The sequence below is a fragment of the Myxococcus dinghuensis genome (genome assembly GCF_024198235.1).
GTDB lineage: Bacteria > Myxococcota > Myxococcia > Myxococcales > Myxococcaceae > Myxococcus > Myxococcus dinghuensis.
Map to the genome: position 1 here is coordinate 144,972 of NZ_JAKCFB010000016.1, position 18,340 is coordinate 163,311.

At 72.1% G+C, this 18,340-nt stretch carries 9 protein-coding genes; 4 read left to right on the forward strand and 5 right to left on the reverse strand.

What is annotated here, in order from left to right; genetic code table 11:
* Positions 1-4: 4 nt before the first annotated feature.
* On the reverse strand, positions 5-1,225 hold the full coding sequence (locus LZ198_RS21785) for an efflux RND transporter periplasmic adaptor subunit (RefSeq protein ID WP_323382848.1): 1,221 nt from the start codon (positions 1,223-1,225) through the stop codon (positions 5-7).
* Between the two features lie 197 nt (positions 1,226-1,422).
* On the opposite strand from LZ198_RS21785, the gene LZ198_RS21790 reads away from it, so the two are divergent.
* The gene (locus tag LZ198_RS21790) at positions 1,423-2,040 is read left to right on the forward strand and encodes a TetR/AcrR family transcriptional regulator (protein ID WP_253973954.1); all 618 of its coding nucleotides are present in this window, start codon (positions 1,423-1,425) and stop codon (positions 2,038-2,040) included.
* 10 nt (positions 2,041-2,050) lie between these two features.
* Here LZ198_RS21790 and LZ198_RS21795 read toward each other — a convergent pair whose 3' ends face one another.
* A complete protein-coding gene (locus LZ198_RS21795; RefSeq protein ID WP_253973955.1) occupies positions 2,051-3,004 on the reverse strand; it encodes a D-2-hydroxyacid dehydrogenase family protein in 954 nt (317 codons plus the stop codon).
* A 265-nt stretch (positions 3,005-3,269) separates the two neighbouring features.
* On the opposite strand from LZ198_RS21795, the gene LZ198_RS21800 reads away from it, so the two are divergent.
* Positions 3,270-6,296 (forward strand): tetratricopeptide repeat protein, encoded by a 3,027-nt coding sequence (locus tag LZ198_RS21800; protein ID WP_253973956.1) that lies wholly within the window; start codon positions 3,270-3,272, stop codon positions 6,294-6,296.
* Positions 6,297-6,332: 36 nt separating this feature from the next.
* Here the strand turns inward: LZ198_RS21800 and LZ198_RS21805 are convergent, their stop codons facing one another.
* Both LZ198_RS21805 and LZ198_RS21810 read right to left on the reverse strand, forming a co-directional pair.
* On the reverse strand, positions 6,333-8,372 hold the full coding sequence (locus LZ198_RS21805) for a membrane dipeptidase (protein WP_253973957.1): 2,040 nt from the start codon (positions 8,370-8,372) through the stop codon (positions 6,333-6,335).
* Positions 8,373-8,513: 141 nt separating this feature from the next.
* Complete coding sequence (locus LZ198_RS21810; protein WP_253973958.1) at positions 8,514-10,043, reverse strand: M28 family metallopeptidase; 1,530 nt, start codon at positions 10,041-10,043, stop codon at positions 8,514-8,516.
* 248 nt (positions 10,044-10,291) lie between these two features.
* On the opposite strand from LZ198_RS21810, the gene LZ198_RS21815 reads away from it, so the two are divergent.
* Both LZ198_RS21815 and LZ198_RS21820 read left to right on the forward strand, forming a co-directional pair.
* Entirely contained in the window at positions 10,292-13,483 is a 3,192-nt protein-coding gene (locus LZ198_RS21815) for a PAS domain-containing protein (protein WP_253973959.1), read from the forward strand.
* 128 nt (positions 13,484-13,611) lie between these two features.
* Complete coding sequence (locus tag LZ198_RS21820; RefSeq protein WP_253973960.1) at positions 13,612-15,231, forward strand: metallophosphoesterase; 1,620 nt, start codon at positions 13,612-13,614, stop codon at positions 15,229-15,231.
* Here the strand turns inward: LZ198_RS21820 and LZ198_RS21825 are convergent.
* A complete protein-coding gene (locus LZ198_RS21825) occupies positions 15,218-18,334 on the reverse strand; it encodes an efflux RND transporter permease subunit (RefSeq protein ID WP_253973961.1) in 3,117 nt (1,038 codons plus the stop codon). The two genes, LZ198_RS21820 and LZ198_RS21825, sit on opposite strands and share 14 nt — an antisense overlap.
* Positions 18,335-18,340: the final 6 nt, after the last annotated feature.

The window sequence follows — 18,340 nt, forward strand, 5'->3', positions numbered from 1 at the left end:
GAACTCAGCGCGTCTGCCGCGTGACGGCGGACCCGGCGGGGACCGCGCGCACCTCGCTGCCCGGACGCACCTTCTGCAACCCCTCGACGATGACCTGGTCTCCCGCGGCCAGCCCCTCGGTGACGAGCCACTGGTCGCCCACGCTCCGGTTCGCCACGAGCACGCGGGGCTCGACCTTGTTCTGCGCCCCCACGACGAGCGCCGTCGCCCGGCCCCGGGCGTCGCGCGTGACGGCCGACTGCGGCACCAGCAGCGCGTCCGGGTCCACGCCCTCCTCCAGCCGCGCGCGCACGAACATGCCCGGCAACAGCCGCTGCCCCGGGTTGGGCACCAGCACCCGCAGCGTGAGCGAGCCGGTGGACGGCTCCACCGTCACGTCGGAGAACTGGAGCGTGCCCGGCTCCGGGCACTCGGTGCCGTCCTCGAGGAGGAGCTTCACCGTCGCGTGCGTGGCGTCCGAGCGTCGCAGCCGCCCCGCCTCCAGCTCCCGCCGCAGCCGCAGCACCTCCACGCTGGACTCGGACACGTCCACGTAGAGCGGATCCAACTGCTGCACCCGGGCCATCAACGTGGCCTGCCCCTGCTGCACGTAGGCGCCCTCGGTCACCTCCGCCCGGCCGATGCGCCCCGACACGGGCGCGGTGACCCGGGTGTAGCCCAGGTTGATCTGCGCCGACTGCACCGCCGCCTTCGCCGAAGCGACGTCCGCGACCGACACCTTCTGCGCCGCGCTGGCGTTCTCGAACTCCTGCTTGCTGATGGCCCGCGCCGCGAGCAGCTCCGTGGCGCGCTCCGCCTGCAGGCGGCTGAGCTCCAGGCTGGCCTCGGCCCGCGCGAGCGCCGCCTTCGCGCTGTCCAGCGCCGCCTGATAGGGCTGCGGGTCTATCTGGAAGAGCACCTGCCCCTCCTTCACGTCGCTGCCCTCGTCGAAGAACCGCTTGAGCACGATGCCGTTGACGCGGGCACGCACCTCCGCCACCCGGAACGCGGACGTGCGCCCCGGCAGCTCCTTGGTCAGCGACACCGGAGAGGCCGCCAACGCCACCACGCCCACCTCCACCGGCCCCGCCCCCCACGCGCCGCCCGCCGCGGCCTCCGGCTTCGCGCCACACGCCCCCAGCAACAAGGCCACGGCCCCCAGGCCGGCCACACGGGGGGTGCGCAGCAGCCAGCGGGCAGCGCTCCGCCCGGCAGCGGTCCTCACGACGAAATCGCTCTTCACCATGGCTCCTCGGCCCACGCCGGCGCGGGCCACGCCCCGGTCAGGATTCCCTCCGACACAGGCGGCGCTGAACTAAACTGTTCAGTTCAATTGGGTGGCACAAATAGGAGCGAGGTGATTTTGCGTCAAGACCAAACGGTTCAGTTCACTGGGAGCGCTGGAGGTGACATGGGGGAGCAGGCAGGAGAGAAGTCGGCGACATGAAGAAGACATCCACGGAGCTCTCGCCAGCCAAGCGAGCCCAGATTCTCGGTGGCGCCTCCCAGGTCTTCAGTGAGCTGGGGTACGAGCGGGCCAGCGTGGATCAGATCGCCGCCCGGGCCGGGGTGTCCAAGGCGACGGTCTACAACCACTTCGAGGACAAGAAGGCCCTCTTCCTCGCGTGCTTCTCCGAAGGCATCACCGCGATGGAGGACCAGTTGAACGCGCTGCTGGACACGCCCACGGGGAACCTGGAGCGGGACCTGCAACAGATTGGCGAGGCGCTACTGCGGCTCATCCTCTCGCCCGTGCTCGTCAAGCGCTACCTCGTCTTCGCGGCGCAGGCGGACCAGTTCCCCGAGCTGGGCGAGGAGCTGTTCGAACAGGGCGTGTGGTCCGGGTACCAGCGGATGGCCCGCTACCTGGAGCGGGCGAGCGCGGCGGGGGACCTGCGGTTCGATGATTCGTTGGAGGCGGCGATCGACTTCTGCTCGCTGTGCACGGGGGACTTCAGCATCCGGGTGGAGCTGGCGATGCGCGAGGGGCTGGAGGAGGCGCGGCTCCAGGCGCGCGTCTCCCGCGCGGTGCGCGTGTTCCTGAAGTGCTATCGCGCGTGAGGCACGTAACTCACCGCGCCCCCAGCGCGCGCACGGGCTGACCGCCGCTCCAGGCGAGGATGTCCTCCAGCGCCTCGCGGTAGTACACGGCGAAGTTCTCGCGGGTGGCGTAGCCCAGGTGCGGCGTGAGCACCGTGTTCGGCAGCGTCGTCAGCGGATGGCCGACGGGCAGCGGCTCCGAGGAGAAGACATCCAGTCCCGCGCCCGCGATGCGCTCCTCGCGCAGCGCCGACAGCAGGGCCTCCTCGTCCACCAGCCCCGCGCGCGAGGTGTTGACGAGGTACGCCGAGCGCTTCATCGCCCCCAGCTCCGCCGCGCCGACGACGCCCCGCGTGCCTTCGCCCAGCACCAGGTGCAGGGTGACGACGTCCGCGGAGGAGAACAGCGTGGGCTTGTCCACGAGCCGCGCGCCGCCCGCCTCGGCGCGCTCGGCCGTCAGCCGTGGGCTCCACGCCACCACGTCCATCCCGAAGGCCCGCCCCACGCGCGCCACCTGCGTGCCGAGCTTGCCCAGGCCGACGACACCCAGCCGCAGGCCCTCCACCGTCCGCGTCAGCCCCGTCTGCCAGCGCCCCTCGCGCAGCGCCCGGTCCTCCTCGGGCACCCGCTTGAGGAGCGCGAGGATGAGCGCCCACGTCAGCTCCGCCGCCGGCGCCCCCACCGCGCCCGTCCCACACACGGTGACGCCCTGGCGGCGACAGGCGTCGAGGTCGATGGCCGCGTTGCGCATCCCCGTCGTCACCAGGAGCCGCAGGTCCGGCAACCGCGCAAGGAGCGTCGCCGGGAACGCCGTGCGCTCCCGCATCGCCACGACGACGTCGAAGCCGGCCAGGGCCGCCGCCTGCGCGTCCTCCCCCGTCAGCGGCTCCCGGAAGACGTGGAGCGTGGCCCCCGGGGGCAGTCGCGACCAGTCCGCGCAGTCCCGCGCCACGCCGAGGTAGTCATCGAGTACGGCGACCTTCATGGGCGTTCCTCCCACGAGCACCTTTCCACAACCGCCCGGACGAGGCACCTCCCGACGTCCGCCGCGGGGCGTCCCATCTCCGGACGTGGCCCCGGCGTCACCGAGGCGCGGCGGCGACGCCCCCGTGGCTTCGAGGGGGGCGCCATCCCGCAGGCGCCGCGCACGCGGTGCGGGGCCGAGGCCCGTGGAGTGATATCACTCGGTGATATCGTCTCGAGGCCTCCGGCTCCGCCACCCGGGCCCGCGCCCATCGAGACGCCGCTCCATGCGTTGCATCGACGAGACCGTCTTCATGAAGCTGCTCCTGGGCGAGCTGTCCCCCCTGGAGACCACGGAGGTGGATGCCCACCTCGACACCTGCGCGTCGTGCCGCACGCTGGTGGCCGAGGGGCTGCGCGCCCAGCTGCCCCCCTCCCCGCCCGCGCCGCTCACCGGCTCGACGCCCACCGAGCCTCACGCCCCGAGCGAGGGGCGTCGCGACGACGTGGCCCTGGAGAAGGGCACGGCCGTGGGCCGCTACCTGGTGCTGGAGATGCTCGGCGCCGGTGCCATGGGCGTGGTGTACGGGGCCTACGACCCGGAGTTGGATCGACGCGTGGCGCTCAAGCTCCTGCGCACCAACGCCCTGGGCCTGGGCGTGGAGAAGGAGCGCGCCCACCTGCTGCGCGAGGCCCAGGCCATGGCCCGCGTCTCCCACCCCAACGTCATCGCCGTCTACGACGTGGGCACCTTCGGCCAGCACGTGTTCCTCGCCATGGAGCGCGTGGAGGCCCAGACGTTGGGGGATTGGATGAAGGCCGCCCCCCGCCCGTGGCGCACCGTGCTCGACCGCTTCCTCGAGGCGGGCCAGGGCCTGGCGGCGGCGCACGCCGCGGGGGTCGTCCACGGCGACTTCAAGCCGGAGAACGTCCTGCTGGACAAGGACGACCAGGTCCACGTCACGGACTTCGGCCTCGCGCGGCTGGGCGCGACCTCCGAGGACGCGAGCGCCACGGCCACCGCGGCGGGACAGGCGCAGACCCGCGGACTGGACCGCTCGGTGCGCGGCGGCACGCCGGCCTACATGGCGCCGGAGCAGTTGCTCGGCACGACGCGGGCGGGCCCCGCGGGGGACCAGTACTCCTTCTGCGTCGCGCTCCACGAAGCGCTCTACGGGCTCCGCCCGTTCGACGGAGGCACCCTCGCCGCGCTGACCGCGCAGGTGGCCGTGGGGGACGTGCCGCCGGCGCCCACCGGGACCCGCGTGCCGCCCTGGGTGCGGAGGGTGCTCCTGCGGGGGCTCGCGCGCCGCCCCGAGGACCGCTTCCCGTCGCTGGAGGCCCTGCTCGACGCGCTCCAGAAGGACCCGATGGCGCGCTGGCGCCGCGCGCTCCAGCTCTCCATCGCGGTGACGGTGCTCATCGCCGCCGTGGGCCTGACGCACGCGGTGCACACCAGCGGCGCCCGGGCCTGCGCGGGGGCGCACGAGGAGGTGGCCAACATCTGGGGTCCCTCGCAGCAGTCCGTCATCCACGCCGCCTTCATGGCCACGCGCCGGCCCTACGCCTCCGCGGCCTGGGAGCAGGTCCGCCGGGAGCTGGACGCCTACACCGCCGCGTGGGCCACCACGCGGGTCGCCACCTGCGAGGCGACGCGCGTGCGCGGAGAGCAGTCCGAGGACGTCCTCGCCTGGCGCATGCGCTGCCTGGACAACCGGCTCGCGGACGTGGCCGCGCTGGCGAGCGTGCTGGCCCAGGCCGACGCGCGCATGGTGGACGAGGCCCACCGCACCGCCCGCACCCTCCCCTCGCTGGCCTCGTGCTCCGAGGAGCTGGCGCCGGGCGTCAGCCCCCCACCGCTCGACGCCGACGGACAGCGCCGGCACACGGAGCTGCGCGACAAGCTGTCGCGGGGCCGCGCGCTCCTGGCCACCGGCCGCTACGCGGAAGGGGTGACGCTGCTGGAGCCCGTCGTCAACGACACCAGCAAGTCCGGCAACCGCTACGACACCGCGGAGGGCGCGCTGCTCCTGGGGGAGCTGCGCGAGGGCGCGGGCGACTGGCGCGGGGCGGAGAGCGCCCTCTTCGAGGCCGTCAACGCGGCGGAGGCCACGCGGCAGGACTCCGTCGCCGCGCGGGCGTGGACGCTGCTGGTGCGCGTGACGGCCGTGGGGCTGGACGAATACGCGCTGGCCGCGCGCTGGAAGGACCGGGCCACCGCCGCCATCGAGCGCCTGGGGGCGGGCAACGAGCTCATCCGCATCCAGCTCCTCACCCACGCGGGCACGGTGCTGCGCAAACAGCGCCACTACGAAGAGGCCGTGGCGCAGCAGGCGCAGGCGCTCGTCCTGGCGGAGAGCACCTTCGGACCGGACAGCCTGGAGGCCGCCAGCGTGCACGAGGCGCTGGGCGCCACCCACTGGAGCCGGAACGCGCTGCCGGAGGCGCGGGCCCACCTGGAGCGCGCCATCACCGTCACCCGCGAGGCCCTGGGCGCCGAGCACCCGGAGGCCGCGCGGGTGCGGCAGGCCCTGGGGCCGGTGCTCCGGGAGATGCACGAGTGGAAGGCCGCGGAGCAGCTCGCGCGCGAGGTGCTCGCCGTGTTCGAGCGCACGCTCGGCCCCGAGCACCCGCGCGTCTACGACGTCCTCAACGACCTGGCCACGGCGCTCATGGAGGGAGGCCGCATGGACGACGCCTACCCGCTGTTCGAGCGGGCGCTCGCCATCGCGGCGAAGACGGACGGCGCGCAGAGCGTGGGCGCGGCCATCCTCCACAGCAACCTGGCCAGCCTCAACTTCATGAAGAAGCAGTTCGGCCTGGCCCTGGAGCAGTACCAGCGGAGCCTCGCCATCCGGGAGAAGCTGCACGGCCCCAAGTCCCCGGAGCTGGTCCCCCTGCTGCGGATGATCGGCCGCGTCCACCAGCGCGAGGAGGAGTACCCGGAGGCGCTCCCCTACATGCAGCGGGCGGTCGACATCCTGATGCAGGAGTCCGAGGACTCCACCGGCCACTGGACCTACGCCCTGTCGGACCTGGGCGGGCTCTACCTGCGGCTGGACCGCCCGCGGGACGCGCTGGGGGTGCTGGAGCGCGCCGACGCGGGCTGGGACAAGGCGGAGCCCGTCTCCGCCAACACCACGACCCTCATCCGCTTCAACCTGGCGCGCGCGCTGTGGGACGCCAACACGGACCGCACCCGGGCCGTCCGGCTGGCCCTGGAGGCCCGGGCGATGGCGGCCCGGGAGGCGTCCGACACCAGCGGGAACCTCGCCCGCATCGACGCCTGGCTCCAGGAGCGTCACGTCCGCTGACGCGACGCCCCCGGAGGGACGACGGGACGGCGGACCTCAGCCGCAGGTCAGCCAGCGGCAGGTGTTCGACAGGCACTCACGCGCGCTGGCGCACAATTCGCCCTTGGGCTTCTTCGGCTGGCACTTGCCGGCGTTCAGGCCCCAGCCGCAGTACTGGCTGGTGGAGCAGTCCGTGTCCACCGAGCACTGGCAGGTGCCGGTGGCGTTGCCGCAGGAGTCCGTCGCCGAGCAGGTGCCCTTCGCGCACTCCTGGGCGAAGCGGCAGGTGTCGCCCACCAGCTTCGAGGCCGGCGCGTAGGACTTGCCGCAGATCTTCGGATAGGCCGCCTCGCGGGTCGCCTTCTCCACGTACGCCGCCACGCCCGAGGTGTCGATGTCCGCCGCCGCGTCCGCCATGCCCGCGCGGGTGGAGTTGGCGCGCTCCCACATGCGGATGAAGTTCTCCGAGGAGCCCTCCAGCCCCGTGGTGTTGACGCCGAGCTGCTTGAGGTCGCGCACCACGTCCGGCAACAGGCCCACGTGGGCCAGGCCGAACTCGTCGAAGTCGGTGCCCAGGCGCGGCGGGCCGGAGACGCGCTGCTGGTTCATCTGCGCGTCCGCCTCCGCCTTGAAGCCCGCCGAGCACGCGCCGTTGTTGCCGAAGCGCGGGCGCGTCTGCTGGATGAAGCCGTTGAGGTCCGCGCCGAAGCCCATGTTGACCTTGAGGCCCTGGCGGCCGAACTCGTAGGCCTGCGCCAGCGAGCGCGTGGAGCCCTGGCAGTTGTTGGCCACCGGGGTGCGCGTGTAGGTGAGCGTCTCGTCGTGCGCGGTGCGCAGGCCGAACATGCCGCCCGTCTGGCGCAGGTAGCGGACGATCCACGCCGGCGTCGTCTTCTCGTTGGCGGCCAGCGCCGGGTTCATCACCTCGCGGAAGTGGCCGTGGGAGACGTAGAGCGGGTAGTACGTGCGCGCCTGGGAGATGGCGAAGGTGTCCTGCACGCTGCGCTCGGACATGTGCGCCACGTCGATGAGCATGCCCTTGTTCATCAGCTCACCCACCAGCGCCTTGCCCTCCGCCGTCAGGCCCTTCACGTTCTTGCAGTTGGCGTCCACGTCGAAGCCCAGGGTGAAGCCGTCCCCGGTGAGGCCGCAGTCGGTGTCCACGTGGCAGTTCTCCAGGAACTGCGCCGCGTGGAAGATGAAGTTGTGCGGCGCCGCGCCGCCGAAGCGGTTGTCCAGCTGGTGCACCGGCTGGATGGAGCGCACCCCCAGGCCGTGGTAGCGGTTGAGCTCCGCCTGCCAGTCCTTGCTGCCGAACAGCTTGCTCGCCTCGATGGAGAGCACCATCGCCAGCTTGCCGGAGGCGATGATCTGCCGCGCGTGCGCGGGCGACAGGGCGATCTCCGCCCAGCTCGTGCGCGCGTCGAAGTCCCGCGCCATCTGGAGCTGCACGTCCACGTCCGCCATCTCGTCACAGGCGCGCTTGAGGTTCTGGTACGGCAGGACCTTGCAGAGGAACTCGTTGCTCACCAGGGAGATGGTGACGAGCGACATGCCACCCTGGTGCGCCTTCTGCAGCCAGCCCTCCCACGACTGCTGGTGGGCAATCGTGTCCCAGCGCGGCCACTGGGTGGGCACCGCCATGCGCCCCAGGTGAATGCCGGTGTCGCCCTCGGTGCCTTCGATCTTCCCGATGAACTCCGAGCCCACCGCCCCGCCCAGGCCGAACAGCTGCGCGAGCACCGGGACGCTGGAGAGGTTCACCCCGCCCGTGCTGGGACACAAGTTGAGCATCCCGCTCAGGTCCATGCGGACCCGCGCGTGGTCGCTCTCCGGGAGTCCGCCGTCACAGCTCACCAGCGTGCCGGTGTGGCTGCCGTGGAACCAGCCACCACCGAAGGCCTCCTCCGCGAACATGTGGTGGTGCATCTCCGCGAAGCCCGTCGCGAGCGGCTGCGCCGCCTCCGCGGTGGGGGCGGCCTCCGGCGCCACCTCCGTTTCGTCCACCGGCTGACAACCCTGGCTCAGCGCCAGCGCGGACACGAGGGAAATGCCCAGCAAACGTCGTGAGCCCAAGCCGATACGTCGCTTCTGCATGCGATGCACCTCTCCACAACCAAAGGGGGGCACCGGGACTACCAGCAACTGCGTTACAAACTCAAATCCTCCGCGCCCGTCATTCGAGACGCAGCGCGCCATGTTTCGATGGATGTCTCAGGGGCCGTCTCGTCTTGGACGTCACCGCGGGGCGGGTGAAACCTGACGCCCCTGGGGGCGCCCGCGCGCGCCGGACTCCCACTCCTCCCAGAGGTTGAAGGACTTCATCTGCTGGAGCAGGTCGGTGGCGCGCATGAGGGCGTCCACCTCCGCCCGGCCCTGGCGGGGCAGCCGCGTGTCCATGGTGGCGAAGCCCCACGCCAGCGCGACGACGACGGCGGCGTTGCCGCGCAGGGTCCGGGCGTCGCACTGCTCGAACTCGTCCGAGCGCGCGTGATAGTTGGGGCCGTAGGTGGCCGGCTCCTGGTTGGCGATGAGGTTGGCGACCCCCTGCAGCATGAAGTCGAGGTTGTCGGTCCCCACCACGGGGACGTCCACCTGGGTGAACGGCCCCAGGCCCGCGGCCGGCGCGAGCGCCTGGTCCACCAGCGGCACCAGCGGGGGACGGCCGTTGGTGAAGAAGCCGGTGATGCGCCCGCAGCCGATGTCCACCGACAGCGCCATGACGTGCCCGTCCAGCTCCGCGGCGTGCGAGGCGACGTAGCCCGCGGAGCCGTACAGGCCCTGCTCCTCGCCGTTCCACAGGGCGAAGCGCAGGGTGCGCGCGGGGACCAGCCCCAGCCGTTTCATCTGCCGGGCCAGGTCGATGAGCATCGCCACGTTGGCGCCGTTGTCGAGCGCGCCGCCGCCCAGGTCCCAGCTGTCCAGGTGCGCGCCCAGCACCACCACCTCGTCCGGCTTCGTGGCGCCGCGAATCTCTCCGATGACGTTGTGCGCCTCGTAGGGGCCGCCCGTCTTCAACTCCAGCGTGGCGTCGAGCGTGAGCGCCTTGCCGGCGCGCAGCAACCGCTGGGCGCGCCGCGCGCCGTCGCGCTCCATCACCAGCATGGGCCGGGTGTTCTTGGGGCCCGTGGACACGTTGTGCCGGTAGAGCTGGTTGCCGGGGCGGCTGCCCATGTAGACGACGCCCGCGGCTCCGGCGGCCACCGCGCGCGCCTCGATTCCCACCGACTCGTTGTACTCGCGGAACAGGCCGTCCACGTCCCGCAGCTCGTCCGTCTCCACCAGCACGAACGCGCCCCGCGCCTTCGCCCCCACCCGCGAGAAGTCCACCTCCGCGCCGCGCCCCACGTCGACGAGCGGCGCGGACTGGCCGCCCTTGGGCGTCGCGACGGAGAAGGGCATGGCCGCGACGCGAGGCGAGAAGCGCACGCCCTGCCCCTGCACCGTCGCGCGCGCCGCCTCCTCCAACCAGAGCGCGGGCATCCGGAAGGGCTCCGCCCGGGCAGGGATGCCCGCGGCGCGGAAGCGCTCGAGCGCCCACTCCACCGCGCGGCGATTGGCGTCCGAGCCCGTCGCCCGCCCGCCCACCTCGTCCACCAGTGAGCGCAGGTCCTCCAGCATGGGCGTGCCCCCCAGCACGCTCCCCATCAACAGCGCGGCCTCGCGCGCTCGCGTCTCGGCGGAGGGCTCCTTCGCCCGCGCGGGGGCGGGAAGGGCCAGGGACAGCGACAGCACGGCGGCGCTCCAGGACAGACGGGAAGAGGGCATGGGGCCGAGCATTCCCAACCCCCCTCCCCTCCTTCAAGTCGCGCGGCGCCATGTCCGTGGCCCCGGGCGGGCCCCGGAGCGGCGCACCCCACGCCGCCCCCTCGACAGGCTGGCTCCCCGCCCGCCACGGCGATGCGCACCCTCAACAGCGGGTGTCCTGCGCCCGGAGCACGAGGCAGGCACCGCCCCCCGGGAACCCCTCCTGGGCGGGAGTGGTCGGGAGCCCCATGCACACGACAGGCGCCAGCATGACGCAGGAAGACGCCATCGAGGGGTTCTCGTCCGCGCAGGTCCAGGCCGTCCTCGAGACGCTGGTCGGTTCGGCGCCCATCGGCCTGGCCTTCCTGGACCGCGAGCTGCGCTACATCCACATCAACGAGTTCCTGGCGGAGATGAACGGCATCCCCCGCCTGGCGCACCTGGGCCGGAAGGTCTCCGAAATCGTCCCCGACCTGTGGCCCGTCGTGGCGCCGTGCTACCGCCAGGTGCTGGAGGACGGCGTGGCCGTGCGCAACCTGGAGATCTCCGGCACCACGGCGAAGGCCGCGGGGGAGACCCGCTACTTCCTCACCAACTACTTCCCCATCCGCAACGCCGCCGGCGAGGTCCAGGGCGTCGGCCTGACGGTGACGGAGACGACGGAGCAGAAGCGGGCCCAACGGGCGCTGCGCGTCAACGAGCAGCGCTACCGCTCCCTCATCGAGGCCGCCTCCCAGACGGTGTGGACGACGGACCCCCGGGGACAGTTGCTGGAGCCCGCGTCCCGGTGGATGGCCTTCACCGGCCAGTCCCGGGGAGCCCACCTCGGCCTGGGCTGGCTCGACGCCATCCACCCCGCGGACCGCGCGCGCTTCGTCACCGAGTGGCGCGCCACGCTGGAGACGCGCACCCCCTACCGGGGCGAGCTTCGCCTGCAACACCGGGACGGGGCCTGGCGGGACGTCGTCGTCCGGGGCGTCCCGGTGCTCGACGACGACGGCATCGTCCGCGAGTGGGTGGCCACCGCCGAGGACGTCTCCGTGCACCGGGCCGCCGAGCGCGAGCTGCGGCAGACGACCCAGGCCCTGGCGGCGAGCCAGGAGCGCTACCGAACCTTCGTCGCGCAGAGCACGGAGGGCATCTGGCGCATGGAGGTGGACCCGCCACTCGACACGCATCTGCCGGAGACCGAGCAGGTGGACGCGCTCATCGCGCGGGGCCGCATCGCGGAGACCAACGAGGTCATGGCCGCCATGACGGGCTTCGACTCCGCGCGGGACATGGTGGGCAGCACGCTGCGCCAGTTGCTCGACCGGACCACGGACATCCAGGGGATGAGCGTGCGCGCGTTCATCCGCGACGGCTACCGCGCCGTGGACGTCGAGACGCGACAGCCGGACCGCGACGGCATCATGCGCGTGCGCCTGGCCAACTTCGTCGGAATCATCGAGAACGGGCAACTGCTGCGCATCTGGGGGACGCAGCGGGACATCACCGAGCAGACCCAGGCCAAGGAGGCCCTGGAGATCAGCCGGGCCCAGGCCCGCCAGCGGGAGCAGCAGCTGCGCATCATCACCGACGCGCTCCCCGCCCTGGTCGCCTACGTCGACAGGGACGAGCGCATCGTCTTCTGCAACCGCGCCTCCGAGACCTGGTTCGGCGTCCCGCCCCAGGACCTGGTCGGCAGGACGGTGCGCGAGGCCGGGGGCGAGGCCTTCCAGTCGCTCTTCCGCGACTGGCTGCGCCGGGCCCTGGCCGGAGAGCACGCCACCCACGAGACGGCGCTCACCCTGAAGGACCAGCGACAGCTCCACGTCCAGTCCACGTTCGTGCCCTACCGGGAGGGACACGGCCAGGTGCAGGGCTGCGTGGTGCTCGTCAACGACATCACGGACCGCAAGCGCACGGAGGCCGAGGTCGAGGCCCAGCGGGCGCGCCTCTACGACGTGCTGATGAACGCCCCGGCCTCCATCGCCATCCTCACCGGCCCCGAGCAGACGTTCTCCCTGGTCAACCCCGTCTACCGGCGGATGTCCGGCGGCGTGGACCTCCGGGGCATGTCCCTGCTCGCCCTCGCGCGCCAGAGCGCCCGGGCGCGGGACTACTCCGAGGAGCTGGCGCACGTCTACGCCACGGGCCACGGGAAGACCGCCACGGAGCAGCCCCTCCTCGTGGACCACGAGGGCGGCGCGGTCGACCAGCGCTACTTCAACATCGTCTACCAGCCCCTGCGCGACGCCCGGGGCGAGGTGGACTCCGTGCTCTCCTTCGCGCTGGACGTGACGGAGCAGGTCCGCGCGCGGCAGAAGGCGGAGGAGCTGGCGGCGCACCTGCGCAGCCAGCAGAGCTGGCTGGAGGCGGTGCTGGATTTGACGCCCATCCCGCTCGTCCTCGTGGAGCCGGGCAGCGGCCGGGCCCTGTTCGCCAACCAGGCCTCCCACCAGCTTGCCGGTGGACACTTCCCGCTCGACGTCCCGGTGCAGCGGTACGACACCGCCTACAGCGTGGTGGACGAGGGCGGGCAGCCCATGCGCAACGAGCGGACGCCCGGTGCCCGCGCGGCCCAGGGCGAGGCCTTGCGCCGGGTGCCGGGGACGTGGATGACGCTGCTGGGACGCCGCGAGGTGCTCGTCGACTCCGAACAGCTCCCGGCGATGCACGGCCACCCCTCCACCGTCGTGCTCGCCATCCAGGACGTCACGCAGTTGAAGGAGATCGAGGTCCAGCTCCAGGAGGCCGTGCGGCTGCGCGACGAGTTCCTCACCGTCGCCTCGCACGAGCTGAAGACGCCGCTGACGCCGCTCCAGATCAAGCTGCAGGGCCTGGCGCGAGCGGCGATGGGGTCGACCTCCGAGGGACAGCTACGACAGCGGGTGCTGCACACCGCGCAGAACACGTCGCTCCAGGTGCGCAAGCTCACCGCCCTCATCAACGACCTGCTGGACGTCACGCAGCTCACCGGCGCCCCCCTGCCGCTCGAGCTGGGAGACGTGGACCTGTCCGAGGTCGTGCGCGAGGTGGCGCGGCAGTTCCGCACGCCGGCCTCGCAGGCCGGCAGCGAGCTGGTCATCCAATCGCCGGGCCCGGTGGTGGGGCGCTGGGATGGACGCAGGCTGGAGCAGGTGGTGCGGGGCCTGGTGTCCAACGCCATCAAGTACGGCGCCGGGGAGCCCGTGGTGCTGAGGGTGGAGAAGGAGTCCGGAATGGGGCGACTCACCGTGCGGGACCGGGGAATCGGCATCGCGAAGCAGGACCTGGGCCGCATCTTCGACAAGTTCGGGCGCGCCGTCTCGGCCCGCAACTATGGCGGCCTGGGCCTGGGCCTGTTCCTCAGCCGCCGCATCGTCGAGGCCCACCAGGGCACCATCCGCGTGGAGAGCCGTCAGGGGCAAGGCGCGTCGTTCATCGTCGAGCTGCCGCTCTCCGGCCCCGAGCTCCAGCCGCCCCAAGCCGTGCATTGAGCGGCGGGGGCCCGCCCACGAGGGCTGCGGGCATGAGACGTCGTGGAGAATGACGTCGCTCACCCTCCAGGACACTCACGGCTGCCTGCCCCCACAGCATCTTCGCGGCTGTGCGTGGCGAGCCGTTCGTGCGGTGGCTGGGAGTGTGGGTGCTGTTGCTCGGCGGCGAGGCAACGGCGGGCCCCTTCACGCGTGAGCCCTACCTGCAGAACGTCACGCGGGACCGGGCGCTCATCGTCTTCAACGTGAGGCGGCCCTGCGCCGCGACGCTGCGCCTGGGGCGGACCGGAGAGGCCCTGGAGAGCGTGCCCACCAGCGAAGGCCCGCGGACACAGCACGTGCTCGCGGTGAAGGACCTGCAGGCGAACACCGCCTATGACTACGTCGTCGAGGCCTGCGGGGCCTCGCTCGGCCCGTTCACGTTCCGGACGGCGCCGGGGCCCGGGGACGCGGTGCACTTCATCGCCGTGGGTGACTCCGGGACGGGAGGCGCCATGCAGATGCGCGTGGCCGAGGCCATGACGGACGCGGCCCCCCAGTTGTTCCTCGCCTTGGGCGACAACGCCTATTCGTCCGGCACCCACGCGGAGTTCCAGAGCCGGTTCTTCGCGCCGCTGGCGGAGCTGCTGCGCGGCGCCCCCGCCTTCGCCACCCCGGGCAATCACGAATACCTGACGGACCGCGGGCAGCCCTACTTCGACAACTTCCATCTCCCCACGAACAACGACCAGGACACGGAGCGCTACTACTCGTTCGACTGGGGGGATGCCCACATCGTCTCGCTCGACACGAACTGCGCCATGGGACTCGCGGGCGGCGCATGTTCTCCCAAGGAACAGCGGGAGTGGCTCGTCGAGGACCTCCGCGCGAGCCAGGCCCGTTGGAAGCTGGTCATGATGCACCACCCGCCCTGGTCCAGCGGGGGCCACGGCATCGACACCCAGTTCCGGGAGACCTTCGCGCCACTCTTCGAACAAGGGGACGTGGACCTGGTGCTGACCGGGCACGACCACGACTACGAGCGGACGTTCCCCCTGGTGGGCGAGAGCGTCGCCCCCAAGGGGAAGCGGGGCGTCACGTATGTCGTGGTGGGAACGGGAGGCGCCGTGCTGCGCAAGTTCCCGAACCCGCTGCCCCGGTGGACCGCGGTGCGCAGCGACAAGGACTATGGCTTCCTCGACGTCCGCATCCACCAGGACGTCCTCACGGCGAGGCTGGTGACACCGGATGGGGGCGTCGCCGACGAGTTCGTCCTCTCGAAGCGGGTCGCCTTGACGCTCGCCGTGGCGACCAGCCCCTTGAAGGGGTTCGCCCCGCTGACCGTGTCGTTCACCGCGGCCCCCAGCCACGAGGGCGCGAGCATCGAGTGGCGCCTGGGCAAGGAGGACGTCGTCGGCACCGGGATGGACCACACGCAGGTGTTCCCGTCCCCCGGCGTCTTCGAGGTCCACGCCCGCGCGGTCCTGGGCTACTCCCAAGCGGAGAAGCGACTCCTCGTCGAGGTCGAGGCCCCCCCCACCCCACCGGCTCCTCCGCCCTCCAACCCCACCCAGCCCGCTCCACCGCGGCCCCCGGTCGCCGAGCAGGTGCCGCTGGAGCACCTCCAGGAGACGACGGGCCCGCTCTCTTCCGGTGGTTGCAGTGGGCTCGCCGCCGCCCCGCTCCTGCTGACGCTCCTGGGGCTCCACTTCGCGAAGAGGCGTGGAGAACGGGAGCGTCGCGCGCGTCCGCCCGCTATGAAGCCTTGAGGGAGTCCTGCGAGGCGGGCGGAGACACTTCGCCAGGGCCCGTCTCCCGCGACGCCGCGCCGCGCCCGAAGCGCAGGTACAGCGCGGGGACGAGCAAGACGTTGAGGACCGCGGACGAGAAGAGTCCGCCCAGGATGACCACGGCCATGGGGTGTTCGATCTCCTGCCCGGGCTTCAGGCCACCGACGACGAGCGGCACCAGCGCCAGGGCCGTCGTCAGGGTCGTCATCGCCATGGGCTGGAGCCGCTCCAGCGTCCCCTGGAGCACCAGCTCGCGTCCGAAGGGCACGCCTTCCACCTCCTCCAGGTGCCGGTAGTGGCTGACCAGCAGGATGCCGTTCCGCGCCGCCACGCCGAGCACCGTGACGAAGCCCACCAGGGAACCCAGTGACACCACGCCGCCCGTGAGCAGGACCCCCACCAGCCCTCCCACCAACGCGAAGGGCAGCGTCCCCAGCGTGAAGACCACCAGCCGGTAGGACTGGAAGTCGAGGTAGAGCACCAGGGCGATGCCCAGCACGGCCAGCAGCGACAAGGCGATCAACCGCGTGCGGGCCTCCTGCCGCTCCGCGTACTCCCCCAGGACCCGCGCGTAGTGGCCGGCGGGCCACTCCACGCTCGACACCACCGCCTGGATGTCGCTCACGACCGCCCCCAGGGCCCGGCCCCTCGCGTCGCACGTGACGTCCAGGCGGCGTGACGCCCCCTCGTGCTGAACGATGTTGGGCACGGAGGCCATCTCCACGCGCGAGACATCGCCGAGCCGGACCGGTGCCCCCGAGGGCGTCATCAGGCGCAGCTCCTTGACCGCCGCCACGTCGTGGCGCAGGGAGTCGCTGCCCCAGACGACGACGTCGATGGTGCGCTCCTCGACATAGACCTCGCCGACCTTGGTGCCCTGGAGCAGGGTGCTCGCCGCTCGCCGCACGTCCCCCGGCGTCAGCCCCAGTCGCCGCCCCGCCTCGGGGTCCAGCCGCACCTGGAGCTGGGGCACCAGCACCTGCGGCTCCACCTTGAGGTTCACCACACCGGGGATGGCCCGGAGCCTGGACTCCAGCTCCCCCGCCTTGGCGCGCAGCGCGTCCAGGTCCGGCCCGTAGGCGCGCACGACGATGGAGCCGCTGGCGCCGCTCAGGACCTCCTTGATGCGCTCCTGGAGGTACGTCTGGACGTCGCGGTAGAGGCCCGGGTAGCCCTCCACCACTTCGTTGATGCGCCGCACCGTCGCGGCGTAGTCGTCCGCGCCGTCCAGGCTGATCCACAGCTCCGCGAAGTTGGGGCCCACCACCTCGTCTGCCACCTCCGCCCGGCCGATGTGCGCGCCGAAGTGCTTCACGCCCGGGATGGCGCGCAGCTCCGCGCTGGCGCGCAGGGCCGTGCGCAGGACCGCGTCGCCGGACGTGCCGGGCTTGGCCACCCAGTGCATGAGGAAGTCCGTCTCCTGGAAGTGGGGCAGGAAGCCCTCGCCCAGGAGGGCCGCCAGGGCCATGCCCGCCACGAGCACCCCCACGACGCTCCGGACCGCCACCCGCGGCCGGTCCAGCACCCACCCCACCAGCGGGCCCATCCGTCCGCGCAGCCACGTCCCCAGCCGCGGCGCCTTCTCCTCCCGGTGCGTCAGGAACAGCAGGCACAGCACGGGCGTCACCGTGAGCGCGACCACCATCGACGCGAACACCGCGAGCACGTACGCCACGGCGAGCGGGCGGAAGAACGCGCCGCTCACGCCCTCCAGGAAGAACACGGGGAGGAACACGAGGATGACGATGACCGTGGCGTAGACGACGGCGCTGCGCACCTCGAGCGAGGCATCCAGGACCACCTGGAACGCGGAGCGCGCCCCCCCGAGCCGGCGATTCTCCTCCAGGCGCCGCTGGACGTTCTCCACGTCGATGATGGCGTCGTCCACCACCTCGCCCAGCGCGAGCACCAGGCCGGCCAGCACCATGGTGTCGATGGTCGCCCCCACCATGCGCAGGGCGACGATGGCGCCCACCAGCGACAACGGGATGGCCACGATGCTGATGGCCGCCGTCCGCCAGTTCTGGAGGAAGGCGAACAGCACGACGACGACCATCACACAGCCCAGCAGCACCGCGTGCCGGAGGTTGCCCAGCGCGGTCTCGATGAAGGTGGCGGGACGGAAGATGCCCGGCACGATGGTGACCCCTTGGAGCGCGGGGCGGAGCTGCTCGAGGACCGCCTCGACCTGCTCGGTCACCTCCAGCGTGTTCCCCCAGGGCTGCTTCTCCACGATGAGCAGGATGCCGGCCTCGTCATCGACGATGCCCTCGCCAATCGGCGGCGGGTGCCCCTCCTCCACCGTGGCCACGTCCGCGAGCCGGATCGACGCCCCGTTGCGGAAGGCGACGGGGACCTCCTTCAGCGTCTCCAGTGACGCGGCGCTCGTGAGGCTGACGGCCAGCCGCTGGTTCGGCGTGTCGACGAAGCCACCGGACGCCGGCGCGCTCGCGTCGCCCGCCGCGCGTAGCACGTCCTCCAGGCGGATGTTGGCGGCCCGCAGCCGCTCGGGGTCGACCTTCACCTGGAACTGGCGGTCACGCTGGCCCCAGATGGCGACGTTGGCCACCCCTGCGATTCCCATCAACCGGGGTCGGATGGTCCACCGCGCCACGTCCGAGAGCGCCATGCGGTCGAGCGAGTCCGAGCGCAGGCCCACCTTGAGCACGCGGCTCGTCGCGGACACGGGCGACAACATCACCGGCGGTCTCGCGGCGGCGGGGAGCGTGGGGGCCACCCGGGCCAGCCGCTCCTGCACCAGTTGCCGCGCGCGGAACAGGTCCGCCCCCCGCTCGAAGATGAGCACCACGGAGGAGAGGCCCATCACGGACTTGGACCGGAGCGTCGCGAGCGCGGGCACGCCCGCGAGCCCGTTCTCCAGGGGCGTGGTGACCAGGCTCTCCACCTCCAGGCTGGAGAGGCCGGGCACCTCCGTCTGGATCTCCACCAGCGGCGGCGCGAACTCCGGGAAGACGTCCACCGGCATGCCGCGCAGGCTCGTGTAGCCGAGCACGAGGAGCAGCACCGAGGCCGCGATGGGGACGAGTCGGAAATGAAGACAGGCTGAGATGAGCTTGCGCATGTCGAG